Origin of the sequence: Streptomyces sp. NPDC058198 (assembly GCF_042882605.1) — a bacterium.
GTDB lineage: Bacteria > Actinomycetota > Actinomycetes > Streptomycetales > Streptomycetaceae > Streptomyces.
In genome coordinates, this window is sequence record NZ_JBHVVP010000015.1 from 84,232 (window position 1) to 104,903 (window position 20,672).

Annotated in this window: 18 protein-coding genes; 12 read left to right on the top strand and 6 right to left on the bottom strand. The window is 70.7% G+C overall.

Features of this window, described 5'->3' with window-relative positions:
- Positions 1-195: 195 nt before the first annotated feature.
- From ACFVWW_RS31110 to ACFVWW_RS31130, 5 genes are all read left to right on the top strand, one after another.
- Positions 196-924: a VIT1/CCC1 transporter family protein gene (locus ACFVWW_RS31110; protein WP_384188033.1), complete on the top strand. Its 729-nt coding sequence runs from the start codon at positions 196-198 to the stop codon at positions 922-924.
- A gap of 422 nt (positions 925-1,346) precedes the next feature.
- On the top strand, positions 1,347-5,906 hold the full coding sequence (gene gltB / locus ACFVWW_RS31115) for a glutamate synthase large subunit (protein WP_386877816.1): 4,560 nt from the start codon (positions 1,347-1,349) through the stop codon (positions 5,904-5,906).
- On the top strand, positions 5,899-7,359 hold the full coding sequence (locus ACFVWW_RS31120; protein ID WP_386877815.1) for a glutamate synthase subunit beta: 1,461 nt from the start codon (positions 5,899-5,901) through the stop codon (positions 7,357-7,359). The genes gltB and ACFVWW_RS31120 overlap by 8 nt, the downstream gene beginning before the upstream one ends.
- A gap of 311 nt (positions 7,360-7,670) precedes the next feature.
- The gene (locus ACFVWW_RS31125) at positions 7,671-8,414 is read left to right on the top strand and encodes a vWA domain-containing protein (protein WP_386877814.1); all 744 of its coding nucleotides are present in this window, start codon (positions 7,671-7,673) and stop codon (positions 8,412-8,414) included.
- Positions 8,411-8,980, top strand: coding sequence for a HutD family protein (locus ACFVWW_RS31130; RefSeq protein WP_384188022.1), 570 nt, complete (start codon positions 8,411-8,413; stop codon positions 8,978-8,980). Before ACFVWW_RS31125 ends, ACFVWW_RS31130 begins: the two co-directional genes overlap by 4 nt.
- A gap of 31 nt (positions 8,981-9,011) precedes the next feature.
- On the opposite strand, the gene ACFVWW_RS31135 is transcribed toward ACFVWW_RS31130, so the two are convergent.
- Positions 9,012-10,220: a hypothetical protein gene (locus tag ACFVWW_RS31135; protein ID WP_386877813.1), complete on the bottom strand. Its 1,209-nt coding sequence runs from the start codon at positions 10,218-10,220 to the stop codon at positions 9,012-9,014.
- A gap of 142 nt (positions 10,221-10,362) precedes the next feature.
- Entirely contained in the window at positions 10,363-11,139 is a 777-nt protein-coding gene (locus tag ACFVWW_RS31140) for an SDR family oxidoreductase (protein ID WP_384331440.1), read from the bottom strand.
- Between the two features lie 207 nt (positions 11,140-11,346).
- On the opposite strand from ACFVWW_RS31140, the gene ACFVWW_RS31145 reads away from it, so the two are divergent.
- Positions 11,347-12,207 (top strand): helix-turn-helix transcriptional regulator, encoded by an 861-nt coding sequence (locus ACFVWW_RS31145; protein WP_384188014.1) that lies wholly within the window; start codon positions 11,347-11,349, stop codon positions 12,205-12,207.
- Here ACFVWW_RS31145 and ACFVWW_RS31150 read toward each other — a convergent pair.
- Entirely contained in the window at positions 12,191-13,147 is a 957-nt protein-coding gene (locus ACFVWW_RS31150; RefSeq protein ID WP_386877812.1) for an NAD(P)-dependent alcohol dehydrogenase, read from the bottom strand. The genes ACFVWW_RS31145 and ACFVWW_RS31150 overlap by 17 nt on opposite strands.
- 129 nt (positions 13,148-13,276) lie before the next feature.
- Between ACFVWW_RS31150 and ACFVWW_RS31155 the strand changes: the two genes are divergently transcribed.
- On the top strand, positions 13,277-13,969 hold the full coding sequence (locus tag ACFVWW_RS31155) for a TetR/AcrR family transcriptional regulator (RefSeq protein ID WP_386877811.1): 693 nt from the start codon (positions 13,277-13,279) through the stop codon (positions 13,967-13,969).
- Between the two features lie 40 nt (positions 13,970-14,009).
- Here ACFVWW_RS31155 and ACFVWW_RS31160 read toward each other — a convergent pair whose 3' ends face one another.
- Both ACFVWW_RS31160 and ACFVWW_RS31165 read right to left on the bottom strand, forming a co-directional pair.
- Entirely contained in the window at positions 14,010-15,110 is a 1,101-nt protein-coding gene (locus tag ACFVWW_RS31160; protein WP_386877810.1) for a winged helix DNA-binding domain-containing protein, read from the bottom strand.
- Positions 15,107-15,715, bottom strand: coding sequence for a DinB family protein (locus ACFVWW_RS31165; RefSeq protein WP_386877922.1), 609 nt, complete (start codon positions 15,713-15,715; stop codon positions 15,107-15,109). Before ACFVWW_RS31165 ends, ACFVWW_RS31160 begins: the two co-directional genes overlap by 4 nt.
- 101 nt (positions 15,716-15,816) lie before the next feature.
- On the opposite strand from ACFVWW_RS31165, the gene ACFVWW_RS31170 reads away from it, so the two are divergent.
- The 4 genes from ACFVWW_RS31170 to ACFVWW_RS31185 all read left to right on the top strand — a co-directional run bounded on the left by ACFVWW_RS31170 (position 15,817) and on the right by ACFVWW_RS31185 (position 18,277).
- Complete coding sequence (locus ACFVWW_RS31170) at positions 15,817-16,845, top strand: helix-turn-helix transcriptional regulator (RefSeq protein WP_386877809.1); 1,029 nt, start codon at positions 15,817-15,819, stop codon at positions 16,843-16,845.
- 25 nt (positions 16,846-16,870) lie between these two features.
- A complete protein-coding gene (locus ACFVWW_RS31175; protein ID WP_384187999.1) occupies positions 16,871-17,287 on the top strand; it encodes a hypothetical protein in 417 nt (138 codons plus the stop codon).
- On the top strand, positions 17,284-17,583 hold the full coding sequence (locus ACFVWW_RS31180; RefSeq protein ID WP_384187996.1) for a transcriptional regulator: 300 nt from the start codon (positions 17,284-17,286) through the stop codon (positions 17,581-17,583). The genes ACFVWW_RS31175 and ACFVWW_RS31180 overlap by 4 nt, the downstream gene beginning before the upstream one ends.
- A 64-nt stretch (positions 17,584-17,647) precedes the next feature.
- Positions 17,648-18,277, top strand: a complete 630-nt coding sequence (locus ACFVWW_RS31185; protein ID WP_386877808.1) for an AAA family ATPase — start codon at positions 17,648-17,650, stop codon at positions 18,275-18,277.
- On the opposite strand, the gene ACFVWW_RS31190 is transcribed toward ACFVWW_RS31185, so the two are convergent.
- Positions 18,266-19,192, bottom strand: coding sequence for a LysR family transcriptional regulator (locus ACFVWW_RS31190; protein ID WP_386877807.1), 927 nt, complete (start codon positions 19,190-19,192; stop codon positions 18,266-18,268). The genes ACFVWW_RS31185 and ACFVWW_RS31190 overlap by 12 nt on opposite strands.
- Positions 19,193-19,326: 134 nt before the next feature.
- Between ACFVWW_RS31190 and ACFVWW_RS31195 the strand changes: the two genes are divergently transcribed.
- Complete coding sequence (locus ACFVWW_RS31195) at positions 19,327-20,583, top strand: MFS transporter (RefSeq protein WP_386877806.1); 1,257 nt, start codon at positions 19,327-19,329, stop codon at positions 20,581-20,583.
- The last annotated feature ends 89 nt before the right edge of the window (positions 20,584-20,672 follow it).

The window sequence follows — 20,672 nt, forward strand, 5'->3', positions numbered from 1 at the left end:
ACGCGGAACCCCCAGGGAGTCCGAGAAACGCCGCAGTCACCCGGGTGACCGCTCCGCCGGCCCCGGATCAGACCAGGTAAGTACGGCCTTCCTTGCTGGCGGGAGCGATTTTTCGTGCGTATTTTCGAGGAGTTGGGAGGGGCGGGGACCGGTCCGCGGACGGAGCCGGAACCACCTTCTCGGAAGGGGAGAACCATGGCCATCATCGAGACCGAGGCAACGCTCCACGAGGCGCACCGCGACAATCACACGCACCGCGATGTGAACGGCGGCTGGCTGCGTCCGGCGGTGTTCGGCGCGATGGACGGACTGGTCTCCAATCTGGCGCTGATGACCGGGGTCGCGGGTGGCGCGGTCTCCCAGCACACGATCGTGATCACCGGGCTCGCGGGCCTCGCGGCCGGCGCCTTCTCGATGGCCGCGGGCGAGTACACCTCGGTGGCCTCCCAGCGTGAGCTGGTCCAGGCGGAGCTGGACGTGGAGCGCCGGGAGCTGCGCAAGTACCCCGCGGACGAGATGGAAGAGCTGGCCGCGCTCTACGTGTCGCGGGGCGTGGAGCCCGAGCTGGCCCGTGAGGTCGCGGAACAGCTCTCGAAGGACCCCGAGCAGGCGCTGGAGATCCACGCGCGCGAAGAGCTGGGGATCGACCCGGACGACCTGCCGTCCCCCACGGTCGCCGCGGTGTCGTCCTTCGGCTCCTTCGCCCTGGGCGCGCTGCTGCCCGTACTGCCGTATCTGCTGGGTGCCACCGCGCTGTGGCCGGCTCTGCTGCTCGCGCTGACCGGGCTCTTCGCCTGTGGCGCGCTGGTGGCGCGGGTGACCGCGCGCAGCTGGTGGTACAGCGGGCTGCGTCAGCTGGTCCTCGGCGGGACGGCCGCGGCGCTCACCTACGGTCTCGGAGCCCTGTTCGGCGCGGCGCTCTGACCTCGGCGCTCTGACGCTTCGGGCGGTCGTCGGGCGGGTCGTCGGGCGGCTCGTCGAGAGGCGTGTCCAGCCCGCGGGAGGAAACGCCTGCTCCAGGACGTATCATCCCGGGCATCCGGAGCGCCGGGATGCGACACTGGGCGCAGGCGCCACCCATACGGCCGTTACCGCGCGGTTTCGAGTCGGTAATCACCGGGCATGACCCGTAGGCGCCGCGGGCAATGAAGCCTGCTCCGCCCCTGCCGATCGGACGACGATCTGTCCGTCTGCGCCCCCCATTACCGCTACGAGCGGTGTCCACATGCTGGAATGAGCTATCCGCTTCCTGAGAAGCCGCCCATCATGTAACCTGCACGAAATTTCTGGAGGGCCAACGTCGTCCCTCGGTACTTGCATATGCCACGACGACGACGGGAGAGCCGATGCGTTCCGACGCCTGGTCGCCCATGGACGGTCGCCCCGCCCCTCAGGGGATGTACGACCCCCGTAACGAGCACGACGCCTGTGGCGTCGGGTTCGTGGCCACCCTCACCGGTGTAGCCAGCCACGCACTGGTGGAGCAGGCGCTGACCGTACTGCGCAATCTCGAACACCGTGGCGCCACCGGCTCCGAGCCGGACTCCGGCGACGGCGCCGGAATCCTCCTCCAGGTGCCGGACACCTTCCTCCGCGAGACCGTCGATTTCGAGCTGCCCGAGGCCGGCTCGTACGCCGTCGGCATCGGCTTCCTGCCCGCGGACGACGCCACGGACGCCGTCTCACGGATCGAGACGATCGCCGCCGAGGAGGAGCTCATGGTCCTCGGCTGGCGTGAGGTGCCCGTCGCCCCCGAGCTGCTCGGCGCCACCGCCCGCTCGACGATGCCGGCCTTCCGCCAGCTGTTCGTCGCGGACGGCACGAGCACCGGCATCGCGCTGGACCGCAAGGCGTTCCTGCTGCGCAAGCGCGCCGAGCGCGAGGCCGGGGTCTACTTCCCCTCGCTCTCCGCGCGGACGATCGTATACAAGGGGATGCTCACCACCGGCCAGCTGGAGCCGTTCTTCCCCGACCTCTCCGACCGCCGCTTCGCGACCGCCATCTCGCTGGTCCACTCGCGGTTCTCCACCAACACCTTCCCGAGCTGGCCGCTCGCCCACCCGTACCGCTTCGTCGCCCACAACGGCGAGATCAACACGGTCAAGGGCAACCGCAACTGGATGCGCGCCCGCGAGTCCCAGCTCGGCTCGGACCTCTTCGGGGCCGAGAAGCTGGAGCGGATCTTCCCGCTCATCACCCCCGACGCCTCCGACTCCGCCAGCTTCGACGAGGTCCTGGAGCTGCTCCACCTCGGCGGCCGGTCGCTGCCGCACTCCGTGCTGATGATGGTCCCCGAGGCGTGGGAGAACCATGACTCCATGGACCCGGCCCGGCGTGCCTTCTACCAGTTCCACGCCACGATGATGGAGCCCTGGGACGGCCCGGCCTGTGTCACCTTCACCGACGGCACCCAGGTCGGCGCGGTCCTCGACCGCAACGGTCTGCGCCCCGGCCGCTACTGGGTGACCGACGAAGGACTGGTCGTCCTCTCCTCCGAGGTCGGCGTCCTCGACATCGACCCGGCCAAGGTCGTCCGCAAGGGCCGCCTCCAGCCCGGCCGGATGTTCCTCGTCGACACCGCGGAGCACCGCATCATCGAGGACGACGAGATCAAGGCGTCCCTCGCCGTCGAGAAGCCGTACCAGGACTGGCTGGAAGCCGGCGAGATCGAGCTGGAGGACCTCCCCGAGCGCGAGCACATCGTGCACACCCACGCCTCGGTCACCCGCCGCCAGCAGACCTTCGGCTACACCGAGGAGGAGCTGCGCGTCCTGCTCGCTCCGATGGCACGGGCCGGCGCCGAGCCGATCGGCTCCATGGGCACGGACTCCCCGATCGCCGCGCTCTCCGCGCGGCCCCGGCTGCTCTTCGACTACTTCACCCAGCTCTTCGCACAGGTCACCAACCCGCCGCTGGACGCCATCCGCGAGGAACTGGTCACCTCGCTGCGCTCCTCGCTCGGCCCCCAGGGCAATCTGCTGGAGCCGACGGCCGCGTCCTGCCGCAGCGTCACGCTGCCCTTCCCGGTGATCGACAACGACGAGCTGGCCAAGCTCGTGCACATAAACGCCGACGGCGACATGCCGGGCATGAAGGCCGCCACGCTCTCCGGTCTCTACCGGGTCGGCGGCGGCGGTGACGCCCTCGCCGCCCGGATCGAGGAGATCTGCGCCGAGACCGACGCCGCGATCGACAGCGGCGCCCGGATCATCGTGCTCTCCGACCGGCACTCGGACGCCGAGCACGCCCCGATCCCGTCGCTGCTGCTCACCGCGGCCGTGCACCACCACCTCATCCGCACCAAGCAGCGCACCCAGGTGGGCCTGCTGGTCGAGGCCGGCGATGTCCGCGAGGTGCACCATGTCGCGCTGCTCATCGGCTACGGCGCCGCCGCGGTCAACCCGTACCTCGCGATGGAATCCGTCGAGGACCTGGTCCGCGCGGGGACGTTCATCGAGGGCCTGGAGCCCGAGCAGGCCATCCGCAACCTGATCTACGCCCTCGGCAAGGGCGTCCTCAAGGTGATGTCCAAGATGGGCATCTCCACCGTCGCCTCCTACCGAGGCGCGCAGGTCTTCGAGGCCGTCGGCCTGGACCAGGCCTTCGTCGACAAGTACTTCAACGGCACCGCCACCAAGATCGGCGGCGCCGGTCTCGAGGTCGTCGCCACCGAGGTCGCCGCCCGGCACGCCAAGGGCTACCCCGCCTCCGGCATCTCCGCGAGCCACCGCAAGCTGGAGATCGGCGGCGAGTACCAGTGGCGCCGCGAGGGCGAGCCGCACCTCTTCGACCCGGAGACGGTCTTCCGGCTCCAGCACGCCACGCGCTCGCGCCGCTACGACATCTTCAAGCAGTACACGGGCCGGGTGAACGAGCAGTCCGAGCGGCTCATGACGCTGCGCGGCCTGTTCAACTTCGCCTCGGGCCGTCAGCCGGTCCCGGTCGACGAGGTCGAGCCGGTCTCCGAGATCGTCAAGCGCTTCTCCACCGGCGCCATGTCGTACGGCTCGATTTCCCGCGAGGCGCACGAAACCCTCGCCATCGCCATGAACCAGCTGGGCGGCAAGTCCAACACCGGCGAGGGCGGCGAGGACGCGGACCGGCTGTACGACCCGGCCCGCCGCTCCGCCATCAAGCAGGTCGCCTCCGGCCGCTTCGGCGTCACCAGCGAGTACCTGGTCAACGCGGACGACATCCAGATCAAGATGGCGCAGGGCGCCAAGCCCGGCGAGGGCGGCCAGCTGCCGGGGCACAAGGTCTACCCGTGGGTCGCCAAGACCCGGCACTCCACCCCCGGAGTCGGTCTGATCTCCCCGCCGCCGCACCACGACATCTACTCCATCGAGGATCTCGCCCAGCTGATCCACGACCTCAAGAACGCCAACCCGCAGGCGCGGATCCACGTGAAGCTGGTCTCCGAGGTCGGGGTCGGCACCGTCGCCGCGGGTGTCTCCAAGGCGCACGCCGATGTGGTGCTGATCTCCGGGCACGACGGCGGTACGGGCGCCTCGCCGCTCACCTCGCTCAAGCACGCGGGCGGCCCCTGGGAGCTGGGCCTCGCCGAGACCCAGCAGACCCTGCTGCTCAACGGCCTGCGCGACCGGATCGTCGTCCAGACCGACGGTCAGCTGAAGACCGGCCGTGACGTGATCATCGCCGCGCTGCTGGGCGCCGAGGAGTTCGGTTTCGCGACCGCCCCGCTCGTCGTCTCCGGCTGCGTCATGATGCGCGTCTGCCACCTGGACACCTGCCCGGTCGGCATCGCCACCCAGAACCCGGTACTGCGCGAGCGCTTCTCCGGCAAGGCCGAATACATCGTCAACTTCTTCGAGTTCATCGCCGAGGAGGTCCGTGAGCTCCTCGCCGAGCTGGGCTTCCGTACGCTCGAAGAGGCCGTCGGCCACGCCGAACTGCTGGACACCGAGCGGGCCGTGAACCACTGGAAGGCCCAGGGCCTCGTCCTCAAGCCGCTCTTCCACGTGCCCGCGCTGCCCGAGAACGCCGTACGCCACCGCGTCATCAGCCAGGACCACGGTCTGGCGAAGGCCCTCGACAACCAGCTGATCAAGCTCGCCGCCGACGCCCTGGGCGCCGACAGCGCCGAGGCCGCCCAGCCGGTGCGCGCCCAGATCGGCATCCGCAACATCAACAGGACCGTCGGCACCATGCTCGGCCACGAGGTGACCAAGAAGTTCGGTGGCGCGGGCCTGCCCGACGACACCATCGACATCACCTTCACCGGCTCGGCCGGCCAGTCCTTCGGCGCCTTCCTGCCGCGCGGTGTGACGCTGCGCCTGGAGGGCGACGCCAACGACTACGTCGGCAAGGGCCTCTCCGGCGGCCGGGTCGTCGTCCGCCCGGACCGCGGCGCCGAGCATCTCGCCGAGTTCTCCACCATCGCGGGCAACACCATCGCCTACGGCGCGACCGGCGGCGAGCTCTTCCTGCGCGGCCGCTCCGGCGAGCGCTTCTGTGTCCGCAACTCCGGCGCCACGGTCGTCTCCGAGGGTGTCGGCGACCACGGCTGCGAGTACATGACCGGTGGCTACGCCGTCGTCATCGGCGAGACGGGACGTAACTTCGCGGCCGGTATGTCCGGCGGCACGGCGTACGTCATCGACCTCGACCCGGACAACGTCAACGCCGGGAACCTGGCGGCCGTCGAGCCCCTCGGCGACGCCGACAAGCAGTGGCTGCACGATGTGGTGCTCCGTCACCAGGAGGAGACGGGCTCCACCGTCGCGGAGAAGCTGCTCGCCGAGTGGAACACCGCGGCGGACCGTTTCAGCAAGATCATCCCGACCACGTACAAGGCAGTGCTCGCCGCCAAGGACGCCGCCGAGCTGGCCGGTCTCTCGGAGACCGAGACCACCGAGAAGATGATGGAGGCGGCGACCCATGGCTGACCCGAAGGGCTTTCTCACCACCGGGCGCGAGGTCGCCAGGACCCGCCCCGTCGAGGAGCGCGTCAAGGACTGGAACGAGGTCTACGTTCCGGGCTCGCTGCTCCCGATCATCAGTAAGCAGGCCGGCCGCTGCATGGACTGCGGCATCCCGTTCTGCCACAACGGCTGTCCGCTGGGGAATCTGATCCCCGAGTGGAACGACTACGCGTACCGCGAGGACTGGACGGCGGCGAGCGAGCGCCTGCACGCCACCAACAACTTCCCGGAGTTCACCGGGCGGCTCTGCCCCGCCCCCTGTGAGTCCGCGTGCGTGCTCGCCATCAACCAGCCGGCCGTCACCATCAAGAACGTCGAAGTCTCGATCATCGACAAGGCGTGGGACAGCGGCGATGTCACCCCGCAGCCGCCGGAGCGGCTCTCCGGCAAGACCGTCGCCGTCATCGGCTCGGGCCCGGCCGGACTGGCCGCCGCCCAGCAGCTGACCCGGGCGGGCCACACCGTCGCGGTGTACGAGCGGGCCGACCGCATCGGCGGACTGCTGCGGTACGGCATCCCCGAGTTCAAGATGGAGAAGGTGCACATCAACCGCCGTATCGAGCAGATGCGCGCGGAGGGCACCAAGTTCCGTACCGAGGTCGAGATCGGCCGGGACATCGACGCGGCGAAGCTGCGCAAGCGGTACGACGCCGTGGTCATCGCCGCCGGCGCCACCATCTCGCGCGACCTGCCCGTGCCCGGCCGTGAGCTGAACGGCATCCACTTCGCGATGGAGTACCTGCCGCTCTCCAACAAGGTGCAGGAGGGCGACCTCACGGTCTCCCCGATCACCGCGGAGGGCAAGCACGTCGTGGTCATCGGCGGCGGCGACACCGGCGCGGACTGTGTCGGTACGGCGCACCGCCAGGGCGCCGCGTCCGTCACCCAGCTGGAGATCATGCCGAAGCCCGGCGAGGAGCGCGCCGCGCACCAGCCGTGGCCGACCTTCCCGATGCTCTACAAGGTCACCTCCGCGCACGAGGAGGGCGGCGAGCGGGTGTACGCCGTCTCCACCACCCACTTCGAGGGCGACGAGGACGGCAACGTCCAGAGCCTGCACCTGATCGAGGTGGAGTTCACCGGCGGCAAGCTGGAGCAGAAGCCCGGCACCGAGCGGACGATCCCGGCCCAACTGGTCACGCTCGCCATGGGCTTCACCGGCACGGACCAGGAAAACGGCCTGGTCGAGCAGTTCGGCCTGGAGCTGGACGAGCGCGGCAACATCGCCCGTGACGCGGACTTCGCGACCAACGTCCCCGGGGTGTACGTTGCCGGTGACGCCGGCCGCGGCCAGTCCCTGATCGTGTGGGCCATCGCCGAGGGCCGCTCGGCGGCGCGCGGGGTGGACCGCCATCTGACGGGGGTCAGCGATCTGCCGGCCCCGATCCGTCCGACGGACCGCGCGCTGACGGCCTGAGCGACCGCGCCCCAAGTCCCCCTAAGCAAAACAAAGACTCCCGTACAACGGCGTACGGGCGGTGTCGGCCCGGGGAGCGTCTCCCGGGCCCTCCGCAAGACACGGCGTCTGCCCCAGTCCCCGACCGGACCGATGGCAGGCGCCGTGCATGCGACCGGGGGCTTGCACCGTGGCGTGCGATCCGTGCCGTGCCGTGGCATGCGACCGGGGTGCCGTGGTGTGCGAATGGGGCGTGCGACCGGGGCGGCGGGCACAGGCCCCGGTGGCATAATCGCGGGACTTCCGTCCCCGTCGACCGAAGGAGACCACGCATGGTCACCGCAGCCGCCCCCACCGGGCCGGCCATCAGCCTTCGTAAGATCGAGGAGACCGCGCCCGCGCTCGTCAGTCTCTACAAGCACGCGGCGCTCTCGCTGGAGAAGAACGGACTGCGCGGGCAGCGGGCCGCCGTCTATCTGGTCCTCGACCACTCCGGCTCCATGCGGGACTACTACAAGGACGGCAGCGTCCAGGCGCTCGCCGACCGGGTCCTCGGTCTCTCCGCGAACCTCGACGACGACGGCATCGTCCCGGTCGTCGTCTTCTCCACGGACATCGACGCGGAGACGGACATCTCGCTGGCCAATCACCACGGACGCGTCGACGAGATCGTCGCCGGGCTCGGGCACATGGGCAGGACCAGCTATCACCTGGCCATGGACGCGGTGGTCGACCACTACCTGGACAGCGGCGCGACCGCGCCCGCGCTGGTGGTCTTCCAGACGGACGGCGGCCCGGTCAGCAAGCCCGCCGCCGAGCGGTATCTGTGCAAGGCGGCCGCGCTGCCGCTGTTCTGGCAGTTCATCGGCTTCGGCGACCCGGACAGCCGGCAGTTCGACTTCCTGCGCACGCTGGACGCACTCGCCGTCCCGGCGAAACGCCCCGTCGACAACGCCGGCTTCTTCCACGCCGGCAAGGACCCCCGGCAGGTCGGCGACGCCGAGCTGTACGACCGGTTGCTCGGCGAATTCCCCCAGTGGCTGCGCCAGGCACGGGCGTTGGGCATCGTACGGTGACGCCGCGCATCCTGCGGGCCGCCGGCCGGACGGCGGTGCCATGGAAGAACGGCGGCGGAATCACCCGCGAGTTGGCGTCCTGGCCCGAGGGCGCGGGGACGGACGGCTTCGACTGGCGGATCAGCCTCGCGGAGGTCGCGGCGGACGGCCCGTTCTCCACCTTCCCCGGCGTCGACCGGACGCTGACCGTGGTCGAGGGCGCGGGCATGGACCTCACGGTCGGCGGTCGGCGCCGCCTGGTGGACGAGCGCTACGTCCCGCAGCACTTCCCGGGCGACCTGCCGACGCACTGCCTGCTGCTGGCGGGCCCGGTGGTCAACTTCAACGTCATGTCCCGCAGGGACAGGGTCGCCGCGTCGGTCGCCGTCGTACGGGGCTGCCTCCCGGTCCCCGTACCGCCAGGGGCGACCGTCCTTGCCGTCGCCCTGGAGACCACGCTGACGCTCGGGGACACACGGCTCGCCCGCTACGACGCGGCGATCGTGGCGCCCCCGGAACCGGGAAGCGCGCCGCTGACCCTCCTGAGCGAGGGCCAAGCGGCGCTCGTCACGCTCCGCCCGGTCTGAACTCGCCGCACGGCGCCGCGACCGGACAGTCCTAGGACCGCCCGGTCCTGCGACGCGCGGTGAGGGCGAATCCGCCGGCTACGAGGAGGGCCGCGGCGACCGCTCCTCCGACGAGTACGGTGCCGGCGCTCCCGGTGTCGGCCAGCTCGTCGTCCTGAGCGCCACCGCTCGGGGTGCCACTGCCTGGCGTGGCGCCGCCGGAGCTGCCGCCGGCCGACTGCGCCTCCTCACCCGTGCCGCCGGTGGACGCGTTGACGACGAGAGAAGCCGCGTTGTTCTTCGGGTTCTTGTCGAACGGCAGCGTTCCCCAGCGGTGATCGCCCTTGACGAACGCCACCTTGCCGGTGGCGTTCGCGACGACCTTGTCGATCCGCAGCCCGAAGACGTACGCACGCTCGCTGTTCTCGTCGACGTAGTTGTACGGCGTCGTGCAGCGGTAGGCCGAGGAGCCCGACGGAACGCAGAACTCCGGGGCCTTGGTGACCTTGGTGCCCTGCGGGATACCGACGTCGAAGACACCGATGGGGGAGCCGACATCGTTCTTCACCCAGGCCGGTCCCTGGTTGGCGAACGTCACCTCCGCGTTGACGGTGTCGCCCGCCTTGCCCTTGACCTTCGCTCCGGTGAGCGCGAAGTCCGCGGTGTTCTCCGCGGTGATGAAGACGTACTGCTGCTGCTGACCGTAGACGGCGCCGGGATCGGCCGGCGGCTCCTGCGCGACGAGCCGCAGCACCGGATCCGCCCCGCCACCGTGCTGGGTTCCGCCGGGGAAGGTGAGCGAGTCCTCCTGAATGGTCAGGCTCAGATGCTCGTACAGCGCACGGTCCAGGAGGGTGACGCCCACAGGCTCCTCAGGCACGTAGACGACACCGGGCTCCAAGGTCTGCTCGATGTCGCAGACCGCGTTCACCTGCGCCGGGCCCTCGTCCTGGGCCGGGGTCTTGTCGTAAACGCAGTTCGAGTACTCCTTGGCGAAGGACAGCCCCTGCGACCCGTCGATGAACAGCGACAGACCGGAGGCGGGCGCGTCGCCCTTGTTCTTCACCGTGAACGCGACCCCGGTCGTGCTTCCCGGCTCCACTCCGTCGATCGGAGCGGTCTGTCCGAACGCCAGGTCAGGACCCGGCTCCGCCCGGTCGGCGGCGGCGACGGGAGCTGCCGCCAGCGCCCAGGCCAGCCCCGCGACGGTGACCGCCCCGGCCGCGCGCCGCAGCGCGCGGGCTGTGGAAGCAGATCTCATGGTGCCCCTTTGAGGAGTGCGCATACGGATCACTCGCCCGCACAGTCGAGCAGGTGTGTGAAGAGAAGACACGCACAGGGGCCGGACGGTTGTACGAGAACCCGCCCCGGTCTCGGCGAGGCATGGAACCGCTCCGGTGCGGTCAGCTGGGCTGGCCGGTCGGCATGATGGTGACCTGCTGGAGGTTGACGCGCGGCGGCAGGGTGGCGATGAAGCCGATCGTCTCCGCGATGTCCTGCGGGGTCAGCCACTCCATCGTGTCCTTGGAGCCGTCCAGCCACTCCCGCGCTCCCGGGTCCGTGACGTGGTTCTGCAGTTCCGTGCCCACGATGCCCGGCTCGATCGCCGCCACCCGTACGTTCTTCGGGCCCAGCTCCGTCCGCAGCGTGCGGGAGAAGTGCGTGACGTACGCCTTGGTGCCGGAGTAGACGGCGAAGTTCGGGAAGATGTTCTGCGCCGCGATCGACGCGGTGTTGATCAGGTCGGCGACCCCGCGCTTCCCGGCCGACTCGACCAGCTGCGGGGTGAACGCCCCGACGACGTTCATCAGGCCGGTGATGTTGAGGTCGATCTGGTGCTGCCACTGGTCGGTGCGCAGCTCTTCTATGGGGGCCGGGAGCATCACACCAGCGTTGTTGAACAGCAGATCGGCCCCGCCCAGCTCGGACCGTACCCGGTCGGCCGCGGCGTGCACCGCGGCGGTGTCGGTGACATCGGCGGTCAGCGCCAGCGCGGTGCCGCCGTCCTTCTCGATCCGGGCGACGAGGTCATCCAGCTTCTCCGCGCGGCGCGCGAGGACGGCGACCTTGGCGCCCAGCGCGGCCAGATGCTCGGCGGAGGCCTCTCCGATGCCGCTGGAGGCGCCGGTGACGACCGCCACGCGGCCGGCGAGAGGCTGGGAGTGAGTATGTGTCGACATGAGGTGGTCACACCTTCCGAAACGGCGAACGAACAGGAGCCGGGACCGACGGCCGGTGACCGCCGGGCCCCTATCCAGCACACCACTCCCCACCCTCCTCCGCACCCGGTCGAGAGGGCTCTGACCAGGCAGGTACCAGGAAAACAGGTACCGGCAGGACCACCCGGCGCGCAGGTCGACGCCCCGCGGGGCGACCACACTGGTGCTATGGACCGCAGCTCCGAGACAGCCGACTTCCTGCGCTCACGCCGTGCCCGGATCACCCCGGGCCTGGCCGGGCTGCCCGCGGACGGACGGGCCCGACGCGTGCCCGGGCTCCGCAGGGACGAGGTGGCCCGTCTCGCCGGTGTCAGCACCGAGTACTACACGCGCCTGGAGCAGGGCAGGGCCGGCAACCCTTCGCCCGAGGTCATCGAGGCCCTCGCCCGCGCTCTCCAGCTCGATCCGGCCGAACGCGAACATCTCACCGATCTGCTCGCCCGCCCCACCGCCGCCCGACGGACCCCCACCGGCCCGCAGCGCGTGCGGCCCGGTCTGCATCTGATGCTCCAGACCCTCGACCACGTACCGGCCTTCGTCCTGGGGCGGCGCACCGATGTGCTGGCCTCCAACCGCCTGGCCCGCGCCGTCCTCACCGACTTCGACGCGCTGCCCGCACCCCGCCGCAACCTCGCGCGCTTCTACCTCCTGGACCCGGAGGCCCGCGAGCGGGTCACCGACTGGGCCCAGCTCTCGGCCGAGACGGTCGCCATGCTGCGCCTGGAAGCCGGCCGCTACCCGCACGACCGGCGGCTCGCCGACCTGGTGGGTGAGCTCACCCTGAAGTCACCGGAGTTCACCACCTGGTGGAACGACCACCGCGTCCTGCGCCGCACCCACGGCACCAAGCGCTACCGCCATCCCGTCGCCGGTGACCTCGTCTTCTCGTACGAGTCCTTCCAGCCCCCGGGCGACCCCGACCAGACCCTGTGCGTCTACAACGTCGAGCCCGGATCCGACAGCGCCCAGGCGATGCGGCTCCTCGACAGCTGGACCGCCCCTGAGCACGACGTCACACGATCTGGATGACGTGCTTTCCCCGTACGCCGCCGGCCTCCAGGGCGCGGTGGGCGGCGGCGATCCCGGCCAGCGGGTGGACGGTGTCCACGACGGGGCGGATGGCGCCGCTCTCCACGTACCGGGTCAGTTCGGCGAACAGCTCATGCCGGGGGTTGCCGCTGAAGAAGCGCACCCTGCGGGTGCCGTGGACGGCGGACGCGAGAAGGTAGCCGAGGCCGGCAGGGATGTGGTCGACGTCGAAGGTGATGGACACCATGCGTCCCCCCGGGGCCAGGAGTCGCCGGAAGGCGCGGTGCTGGGTGCCGACGGTGTCCAGGACGACGTCGAAGGTGCCCAGTTCGGACGGGTGGGCCGTGGTGTAACTGATGGCCTCGTCCGCTCCCAGGTCCTGGACGAAGCCGAGGTTCTTCGGGCCTGCCAGTGCGGTGACGTGGGCGCCGAGTGCCTTGCCGAGCTGGACGGCGACGCTGCCGACGCCGCCGCTGGCACCCCGTACGAGAAGCCGTTCGCCCGGCTCGAGCCGCGCCTTGGCGCGTAGGGCGGTCATCGCGGTCGTACCGACGGGAAGAGAGGCCGCCTCGACAAGGGTCAGGTTCTTGGGGGCGAGGGACAGCTGCCGGGGGCGGACGGCCACGTACTCGGCCGCACTGCCGAATCGGCGGCGGGGCAGGACCCCCCAGACCCGGTCGCCCTCCCGCAGTCCGGTCACCGCGGCATCCACCTCCGCGATCTCGCCGGCGAAGTCGAGCCCCGTCCGTTGGGGAAAGCGGCGGCCGGTCACCAGACGCACGCGGCCGGCCCGTCCGTACAGCTCGCCCCCGTTGACGCTGGCCGCGTGAACCCGGACCAGTACCTCGCCCTGCTTGAGGGAGGGCACGGGGACCGTGCCCTCGTAGAGCACCTCGGGAGGGCCGTAGCTGTCGTAGAGCGCCGCGCGCATTTCCTTCACCTGCTGGTCCTGTCTCTTCTGTGCTCGGCGCCGGGTGCCGGCACCGTAAGCGGTAGGGGGATTCCACTTGCGTTCCCACGCTAACGCCGTAAACGGACGGACCCTTCCACTTGGGCTAAAGTGAGAGACATGCCTGCTCAGCCCTCTCAAAAGGATGCGGTCGATGCCGCTGATTCCGGCGCGGCCGCCGATACGAAGGAACTGCGCGCCGATGCCCGGCACAACCGCGACCGCATCCTCAGGGCCGCGCGCGAGGCGTATGCCGTCCACGGGATCGATGTGCCCATCACCGCCATCGCCCGGCGGGCCGGTGTCGGGGTCGCCACCCTCTACCGGCGCTTCCCCACCCGTGCCTCGCTCGTGACCGAGGCCTTCGCCGAGCAGCTCGCCCTCTGTGTGGCCGTGCTCGACGAGGCGCTGGAGGACCCGGATCCCTGGCACGGATTCTGCTCCGTCATCGAAAAGGTGTGCACGATGCAGGCCGCCGACCGCGGCTTCACCCGCGCGTTCCTCTCCCAGTTCCCCGACAGCGTCGACTACGACCGTGAACGCGCCCGCGCCGAGAAGGGTCTCGACGAGCTGGTGCGGCGGGCCAAGGACGCCGGGCAGCTGCGCCAGGACTTCGACCGCAGCGACATCACGCTGGTGCTGCTGGCCAACAGCGGCGTCGGGGGCGAGTCCCCGGAGACCTCGCCGGCCGCGTCCCGACGCCTGGTCGCCTACCTCCTCCAGTCTTTTCGGGCCGACCGCACCGAGCCCCTGCCCGCGCCCGCACCGCTGGGACTGCACCAGATCCACGAGCCCCCGCGACAACGTCCGTAGGGCCTGCTTCAACCGCTGAACCGCTGAACCGCTGAACCGCTCAGCGAGGAGAGGCGGCGACTCGTACGCGGTGGCTTTCGTTGTCGGAGAGGAACGAGGCCAGTTCCCTCCCCTGCTCGGCGACGGTGGCGCGGTCGGCTTTGGAAAAGCCGCGCAGCGGGGTGACGACCACGGTGCCGGCGTTGACGGTCCAGGTCGCGGCGACCCGGCCGTCGACCAGCACAACGCGCTCACCGGCGACCGAGAGACCGCGGTGCGCGTCGTCGATGATCCGGCCGCGGTCCTGGTAGCCGAGGATCGCGTTGTCGAACGCCGGCAGGAACCGCACGGGGGCGGGTGTGCCGGTGTCGGGGCGTGGCGCGTCGGGGAGATCGAACAGCTCGCGGCCGCGTTCGTCGCGGAAGGTGACCAGTTCCTCGCGTATCGCGGCCACCGCGGCCGGGAGTCCGGCGAGACCGCACCAGGCGCGCAGGTCGGCCGAGGCCGCAGGGCCGAAGGCGGCCAGGTAACGCCGTACCAGCGCCTGGCCGACCGGGTCGGAGCCATCCAGCGTGGGTGGGTCGATCTCTCGGCCCAGCCAGGAGGAGAGCAGGACGTTGCGCACCCCTGCCTTGGTGCGCCACAGCCCGCGCGGCGGCAGCTGCACCACCGGGACGAGGGCGGCGACCAGCATCTCGCCCAGGGCCCGCGGTCCCGGCGTCGGCCAGCGCTCGGGGAGAGCCCGCACGAGCTCGGTCATCGAGCGGGGCTCGCCGTCGGCCATCACCGCCCGGCCCGCCGCGGCGAGCTCGTCGAGATCGGTCCCGTCGAGCTCGCGGCGGTAGGTCCCCAGCACCCGTTGGCGCAGCATGGCGTCGTGGCGGGCTCGCCAGGCGAGGGCGTCGTCGGCGGTGACGAGGTGGACGGTGCGGCGCATGAGGTGGGTCCGCACCACGCTTCGCCGGGTCAGCAGGTCCGAGAGGACCGCCGGGTCGAACGCACGTACCCGCGACCAGAGCCCGACGAACGGTTCCTGCGGCTCCTGCGCCTGGAGACCGCCGAGGTGCGCGACGGCGTCGAGGACCGGTAGATCGGCGCGATCGAGCAGCATCTGCCGGGCGAGCGTCGCGCGGTTGAGCGCCCGGCTGTCGAGAACGGTCATCGGTCGGTCGACTTCTGCCCGTCGAGGGACTCGCGCAGGATGTCCGCGTGCCCGGCGTGCTGGGCGGTCTCGGCGATGACGTGCGTCAGCACCCGGCGTACGCTCCACACCGCTCCCGGCTCGTTCCAGGGCGCCTCCGGCAGCGGGTGCGTCGCCGACAGGTCGGGGACGGCGGTGATGATCTCCTCACTCCGGGCTGCGACCTGCTCGTACTGCTGGAGGATCCCGGCCAGCGTCTCGCCGGGCAGCATCCGGAAGTTGTTCTGGTGGTCGATCGCCCACTGCGGGAACTCGCGCGCGGTACCGGCCGCGAGGTCGGCCCAGGTGACACCGTCGGGCAGGTCGTAACGCATCGCCGAAGGCCCCTCGACCGCGAAGCGCAGCCATCCGTCCTCGATGGACGCGACGTGCTTGATCAGGCCGCCCAGGCACAGCGCGCTGACCGTCGGGCGCTCGCCGGCCTGCTCGTCGCTGAGCCCGCGTGTCGTGTCCGTCAAGGCGGATCGCGCGGTCGCGAGCCCGGCGAGCAGATCGGCCCGCTCGCTGTCGAGAGCTGCGGCCGACTTGCCGTCGAGAGCGGAGGGGGGCGTGTTCGTGGCGGTCACAGTGATCGGGTCCTTCTGGTCGTTCTCGTTGTTCGGCACGGGACCACCGTCGCAGGGGAAGAGGACAGGATGTGTCCGCTTCTCGGGGCAATACTGGCGTCATGCCGAAGACCTCAGCGCGACTGCTGTCCCTGCTCTCCCTGCTTCAGGCGCGCCGGGACTGGCCGGGGCAGCTGCTGGCCGAGCGGCTGGAGGTCAGCCCGCGCACCGTGCGCCGAGATGTCGACCGTTTGCGCGAGCTCGGCTACCCGGTCGTGGCCAGCAAGGGCCCCGACGGGGGGTACCGGCTCGACGCCGGTGCGGAACTGCCGCCGCTGCTGTTCGACGACGAGCAGGCCGTCGCCCTCGCCGTCGCACTTCAGACCGCCACCACCACCGGCGCCGGCATCGGGGAAGCCGCGGCGCGCGCCCTGAACACCGTCCGGCAGGTCATGCCCGCCCGGCTGCGCCATCGCGTCGACGCCCTCCAGGTCACCGCCGTCGAACGCGCGGGAACCCAGCCGAATCCGCAGGCCGACCCGCATGTTCTCGTGATGCTCAGCGCGGCCGTCCACGCCCGCGAGGTGCTGCGCTTCGACTACACCTCCGCGTCCCCGCCGGGAGCCGCCGCCGACCCCGCTGCGACCGCGCCACGCCGGGCGCAGCCGCACCACCTCGTCACCTGGGGCGGGCGCTGGTACCTCGTCGCCTGGGACCTCGACCGCGACGACTGGCGCACCTTCCGCGTCGACCGGATCACCCCACGCACCCCCACGGGGCCCCGCTTCACCCCGCGCGAACTGCCCGGAGGGGAGGTGGCCGCCTTCATCGCCGGCAGGTTCCAGGGATCCGACGGCTCCGGCGACCGGCCCTGCCGCGGTGAGGTGATCCTCGACCTGCCCGCCCCCGTCGTGTCCAGCTACACCCGCGACGGCATCGTCGAAGAACTCGGCCCGGACCGCTGCCGGCTCGTCCTGGGCGCGTGGTCATGGCCCGGACTGGCCGCCACCATCGGCAGATACGACGCCGACATCCAGGTCATCGGGCCGCCCGAGCTCACAGACGCCTTCGCGCACCTGGCCCGCCGTTACGCCAACGCCGCGACCAACGGCCCCACCGAGCTTTCCGGAAGGCCACTACTTGAAAATTAGGAAAGTACGTTCCATCATGGCAACCATGGACGCCGAAGAAGCCCGACGTAACCTCGAACAGGCCCGCCAGTCCTACGACGCCTCCGTGCAGCCCGCGCTGCCGCGCTGGGCCCCGCCCACCTGCGCCGTCCTGGTGGCCGCCGCGCTGGCCCTGGCCGGCGCCGGTTCCTCCAACGGCTTGCTGAAGGCGCTGACCGTAGCGGCGGGCCTGCTGTGCGCACTCGCCGCCGCCCAGCTCGTGCTGCGTATCCGCGCCCGCCAGGGAGTCACCGGCCTGCGTGGCCCGGCCCGGCAGAAATGGCGGTCCGTGGCCGCCAGCTGCGTAGCCATCCTGATCTGCGCGCTGAGCGCCACCCCGGACACCCGCTGGATCTGGGCCGGCCTGGGGATCGTGGCGGGCACCTACACCTGGGTGTCGCTGCGCAAGCAGGTGCGTGCATGACGGACGAACTGAACGATGCCTTCCGGACCGCCAACCGCCTCCGGATCGCGGCGTTTCTGTCGGGCTGTGACGAGGCGGAGTTCCGGGCGGTTCAGGAGTACTGCGATCTGTCGCCCTCGAACCTGTCGAAGAACGTCACCGCGCTGGAGCAGCTCGGCTACGTCGCGGTCCGCAAGGGGCACGTCGGAAAGACTCCACGGACCTGGCTGGCGCTCACCGAGGACGGACGCGACGCGCTGGCCGGCCATCTGGCCACACTGCAACGCATCGCCGACACCGCAGCCCGCCACGCCTGAACGGCCACGGCGGGCCTGACCCCGGCGGACGCGGAGAGGATCCGGGCTGCGGCACACTGACGCCGTGACCGACAACGCCTTCGTGATCGTCTCCGGTCTCCCGGCCAGCGGAAAGACCACCCTCGCCCGAAGGCTCGCCGAGGAACTGGCTCTGCCGGTCATCGACAAGGACGTGATCCTGGAGTCGCTCTACGACTCCCTCGGCGTCGGCGACCAGACATGGCGCTACCGGCTCAGCCGAGCCGCCGACGACATCCTGTTCGCCCTCGCGGCCCAGGCGGCGCGGGCGGTGCTCGTCAACTGGTGGCACCACGACACCGCCCCCGGACGACTGCACCAGCTCGACGCCCGTCTGGTCGAAGTGTTCTGTGACTGCGACACCGAACTGGTCGTTGACCGGTTCCGTACACGCAAGCGCCACCCAGGACATCTCGACGAGGACTTCACCCGCGACCAGATCCGCGAACGCGTCGCCACCTGGGCCGCGCACCCGGGCCCACTACGACTGAACGGCCGCCTCCTGACCGTCGACACCTCCCGGCCCGTCGACACCACCACGCTCGCCAAGACGATCAGCACACTCCTCGCCGAACCCCGGGACACCTCGATCGCACCCCGCGAACACTCCAGGGCACAGGGGTCACAGGACGAGGGCCTGTCCGGCGGGTCTTGGTCCTGGCCGCTATGCCCATGACGGTGTCCAGGTCTCGGCGGTGGGGGGTTCGCGGCGGCCGGGGGAGAGGTGGTCGCGGAGCGTGGCGAGTGCCGGGTGGGGGTTGTCGCGGTGCCATAGCAGTGAGTGCGGGTAGACCGGGGTCGGACCGCACACAGCGATGCGTCGCAAGTCGTGGTCGGCGGGCCAGAGGAGATGTGTCCGCTCGCCGACGAAGGTCGCCAGTGACCGGGAGTCGGCGAGGGTGTCCAGCAGGGGCTCGGTGCCGAAGTCGGGGCCGGTGGTCTCGATGGTGAGAGCGAACGCGGTGGCGAGAGCGTCGTAGTAGGCGGCCCACTCGGTTCCGGGCACGATGCCGGGCACCCAGATCCGGTGCCCGGCGAGCTCGGCGGGGGTGACCGCGCGAGCGGCGGCGAGCTCGTGGGCCGGCCCGGTCAGAAGCTGGATTGGCTCGTCAAAGGCCCGGGCGACCCCGATGTCGTCGGGGAGCTGCCGGCCGGGCATGGTGACGGCACGGAAAGACGCGTCGATCGTGCCGGCCCGGATAGCGTTGATGGCCGCGTCGACGTCGAAGAGGGTCACGACATCGAGCTCGATCTCGGGACGCTCGCGATGGAAGTCGTGCAGCAGGGCGGCCGGGGCGAGTCGCCGGCCGATCACGTCGACACGCAGCGCACGGCGGCCGGGACGTACGGAGGCGACCGCCCGCTCTTCGGCCCGTAGGAGGTCGCGGGCGTGGGGCAGGAACGCCTGTCCGTCGATGGTGAGCTTCACTCCGCGCGCGGTACGGGTGAACAGCCGCACGCCGAGGGTCTTCTCCAGTGTGGCGATGCGCTTGGAGACGGCCTGCTGGGTGATCGACAACTCGGCGGCGGCGTCCTGGAACCGTCCCGCGTCCGCGGCGGTCACGACGGTGCGCACAGCATCGAGATCCATGCCGGTCAAGCTATCTGCACAACGAATGGTTGTGCCTTCCTCGCGGATCGGTTGTTTGATCCGGACCTCCCCTCTTCGCTTTGATGCCGGTGGTCAGCGCGTGTTTGTTCGGGTCGGCGAGAGGCGCATCGGGTATGGCGGGCAGGCGGGCGTTAGGGAGGCGGTTCGGGTGGTTGTGGGCGGCGTTCGCGGTCAGCTCGTACGGCACTGGGCTCGGCTTCGGCGCGTTTCCCCTGATCGCGGTCCTCGTGCTGCACAGCGGGCCGGCCCAGGTGGCGGCGCTGGCTGCCGTGGGACGGGCAGTGGGGGCCGTGGTGGCGGTACCGCTCGGCCCATGGGTGGAGTTCCGCCGTAAACGGCCGGTCATGATGGCGATGGACCTGACCCGGTTCGCGGCGTTGATGAGCATCCCCGCCGCGTACGCGCTCGGCCGGCTCAGCTTCACCCAGCTCCTTGTCGTCTCCGTCGTCGTCGCCGCGGCCGACATCGCCTTCAGGGCGGCTGGCGGCGCGTATCTGAAGGCGCTCGTGCCGCGGGAGGACCTGCTCGTCGCGAACAGCCGGTTCGAGTCCACGACATGGACCGCGACCATGGTCGGCCCGCCGCTCGGCGGGGCCGCGATCGGGCTGTTCGGCCCGGTGACGACCTTGGCCGCCAATGCGGTCAGCTATCTGTTCTCGGCGCTGGGCATCCGCGCCATCGTCGGCACGGAACCGCGCCCCGCGCGGGCCGGCGCACCGCGGCTGCGAGCACGCGATCTGCTCGAAGGATGGCGCCACATCCTCACCCACCCCGCGCTGCGCCCGCTGTTCCTCAACGCCATCGCGGTCAACGGCCTGATCATGGCGTCCGAGCCGCTGCTCGCCGTACTCCTGCTGGACCGCTTCGGGTTCGCGCCCTGGCAGTACGGTCTCGTGTTCGCGGTCCCGTGCGTCGGTGGTCTCATCGGCTCACGCCTCGCGCACCGGCTCGTGGCGCGGTTCGGTCAGCACAAGGTGATGCTTACCGCGGGGACGCTGCGTGCGTGCTGGCCGCTCGGATTGGCGTTCGTCCAGCCCGGCGTCCCCGGGATCGTCCTCGTCATCGCCGTCCAATTCGGTCTGGTGACCTGCTGCGGCCTGTTCAACCCCGTGCTGGCCACCTACCGGCTCGACCACATTGACCCCAACCGGCTCGCCCGCACCCTGGCGGCCTGGTCGATCAGCGGCAACGCTGCCATCGCGACGCTGACCGCCCTGTGGGGGTTGCTCGCCGCCGTCACCGGCCCCCGCACTGCGATCGCAGTCGCCGGAGTCCTCCTCCTGGCAACTCCGCTGCTGCTTCCGCGCCACGAGAACGCGCCTCAGAACAAGATCCGTGCCGGAGCCCAAGAAGCCATCGACCGCGTCTGAGGCCGATGTGCCGGGCAGTACCCAGGGCCTGTCCGGCGGATCTTGCAGGCCGTGCCGGCGCAAGGCGGTGGTTGATTGCTTGCCTGCGC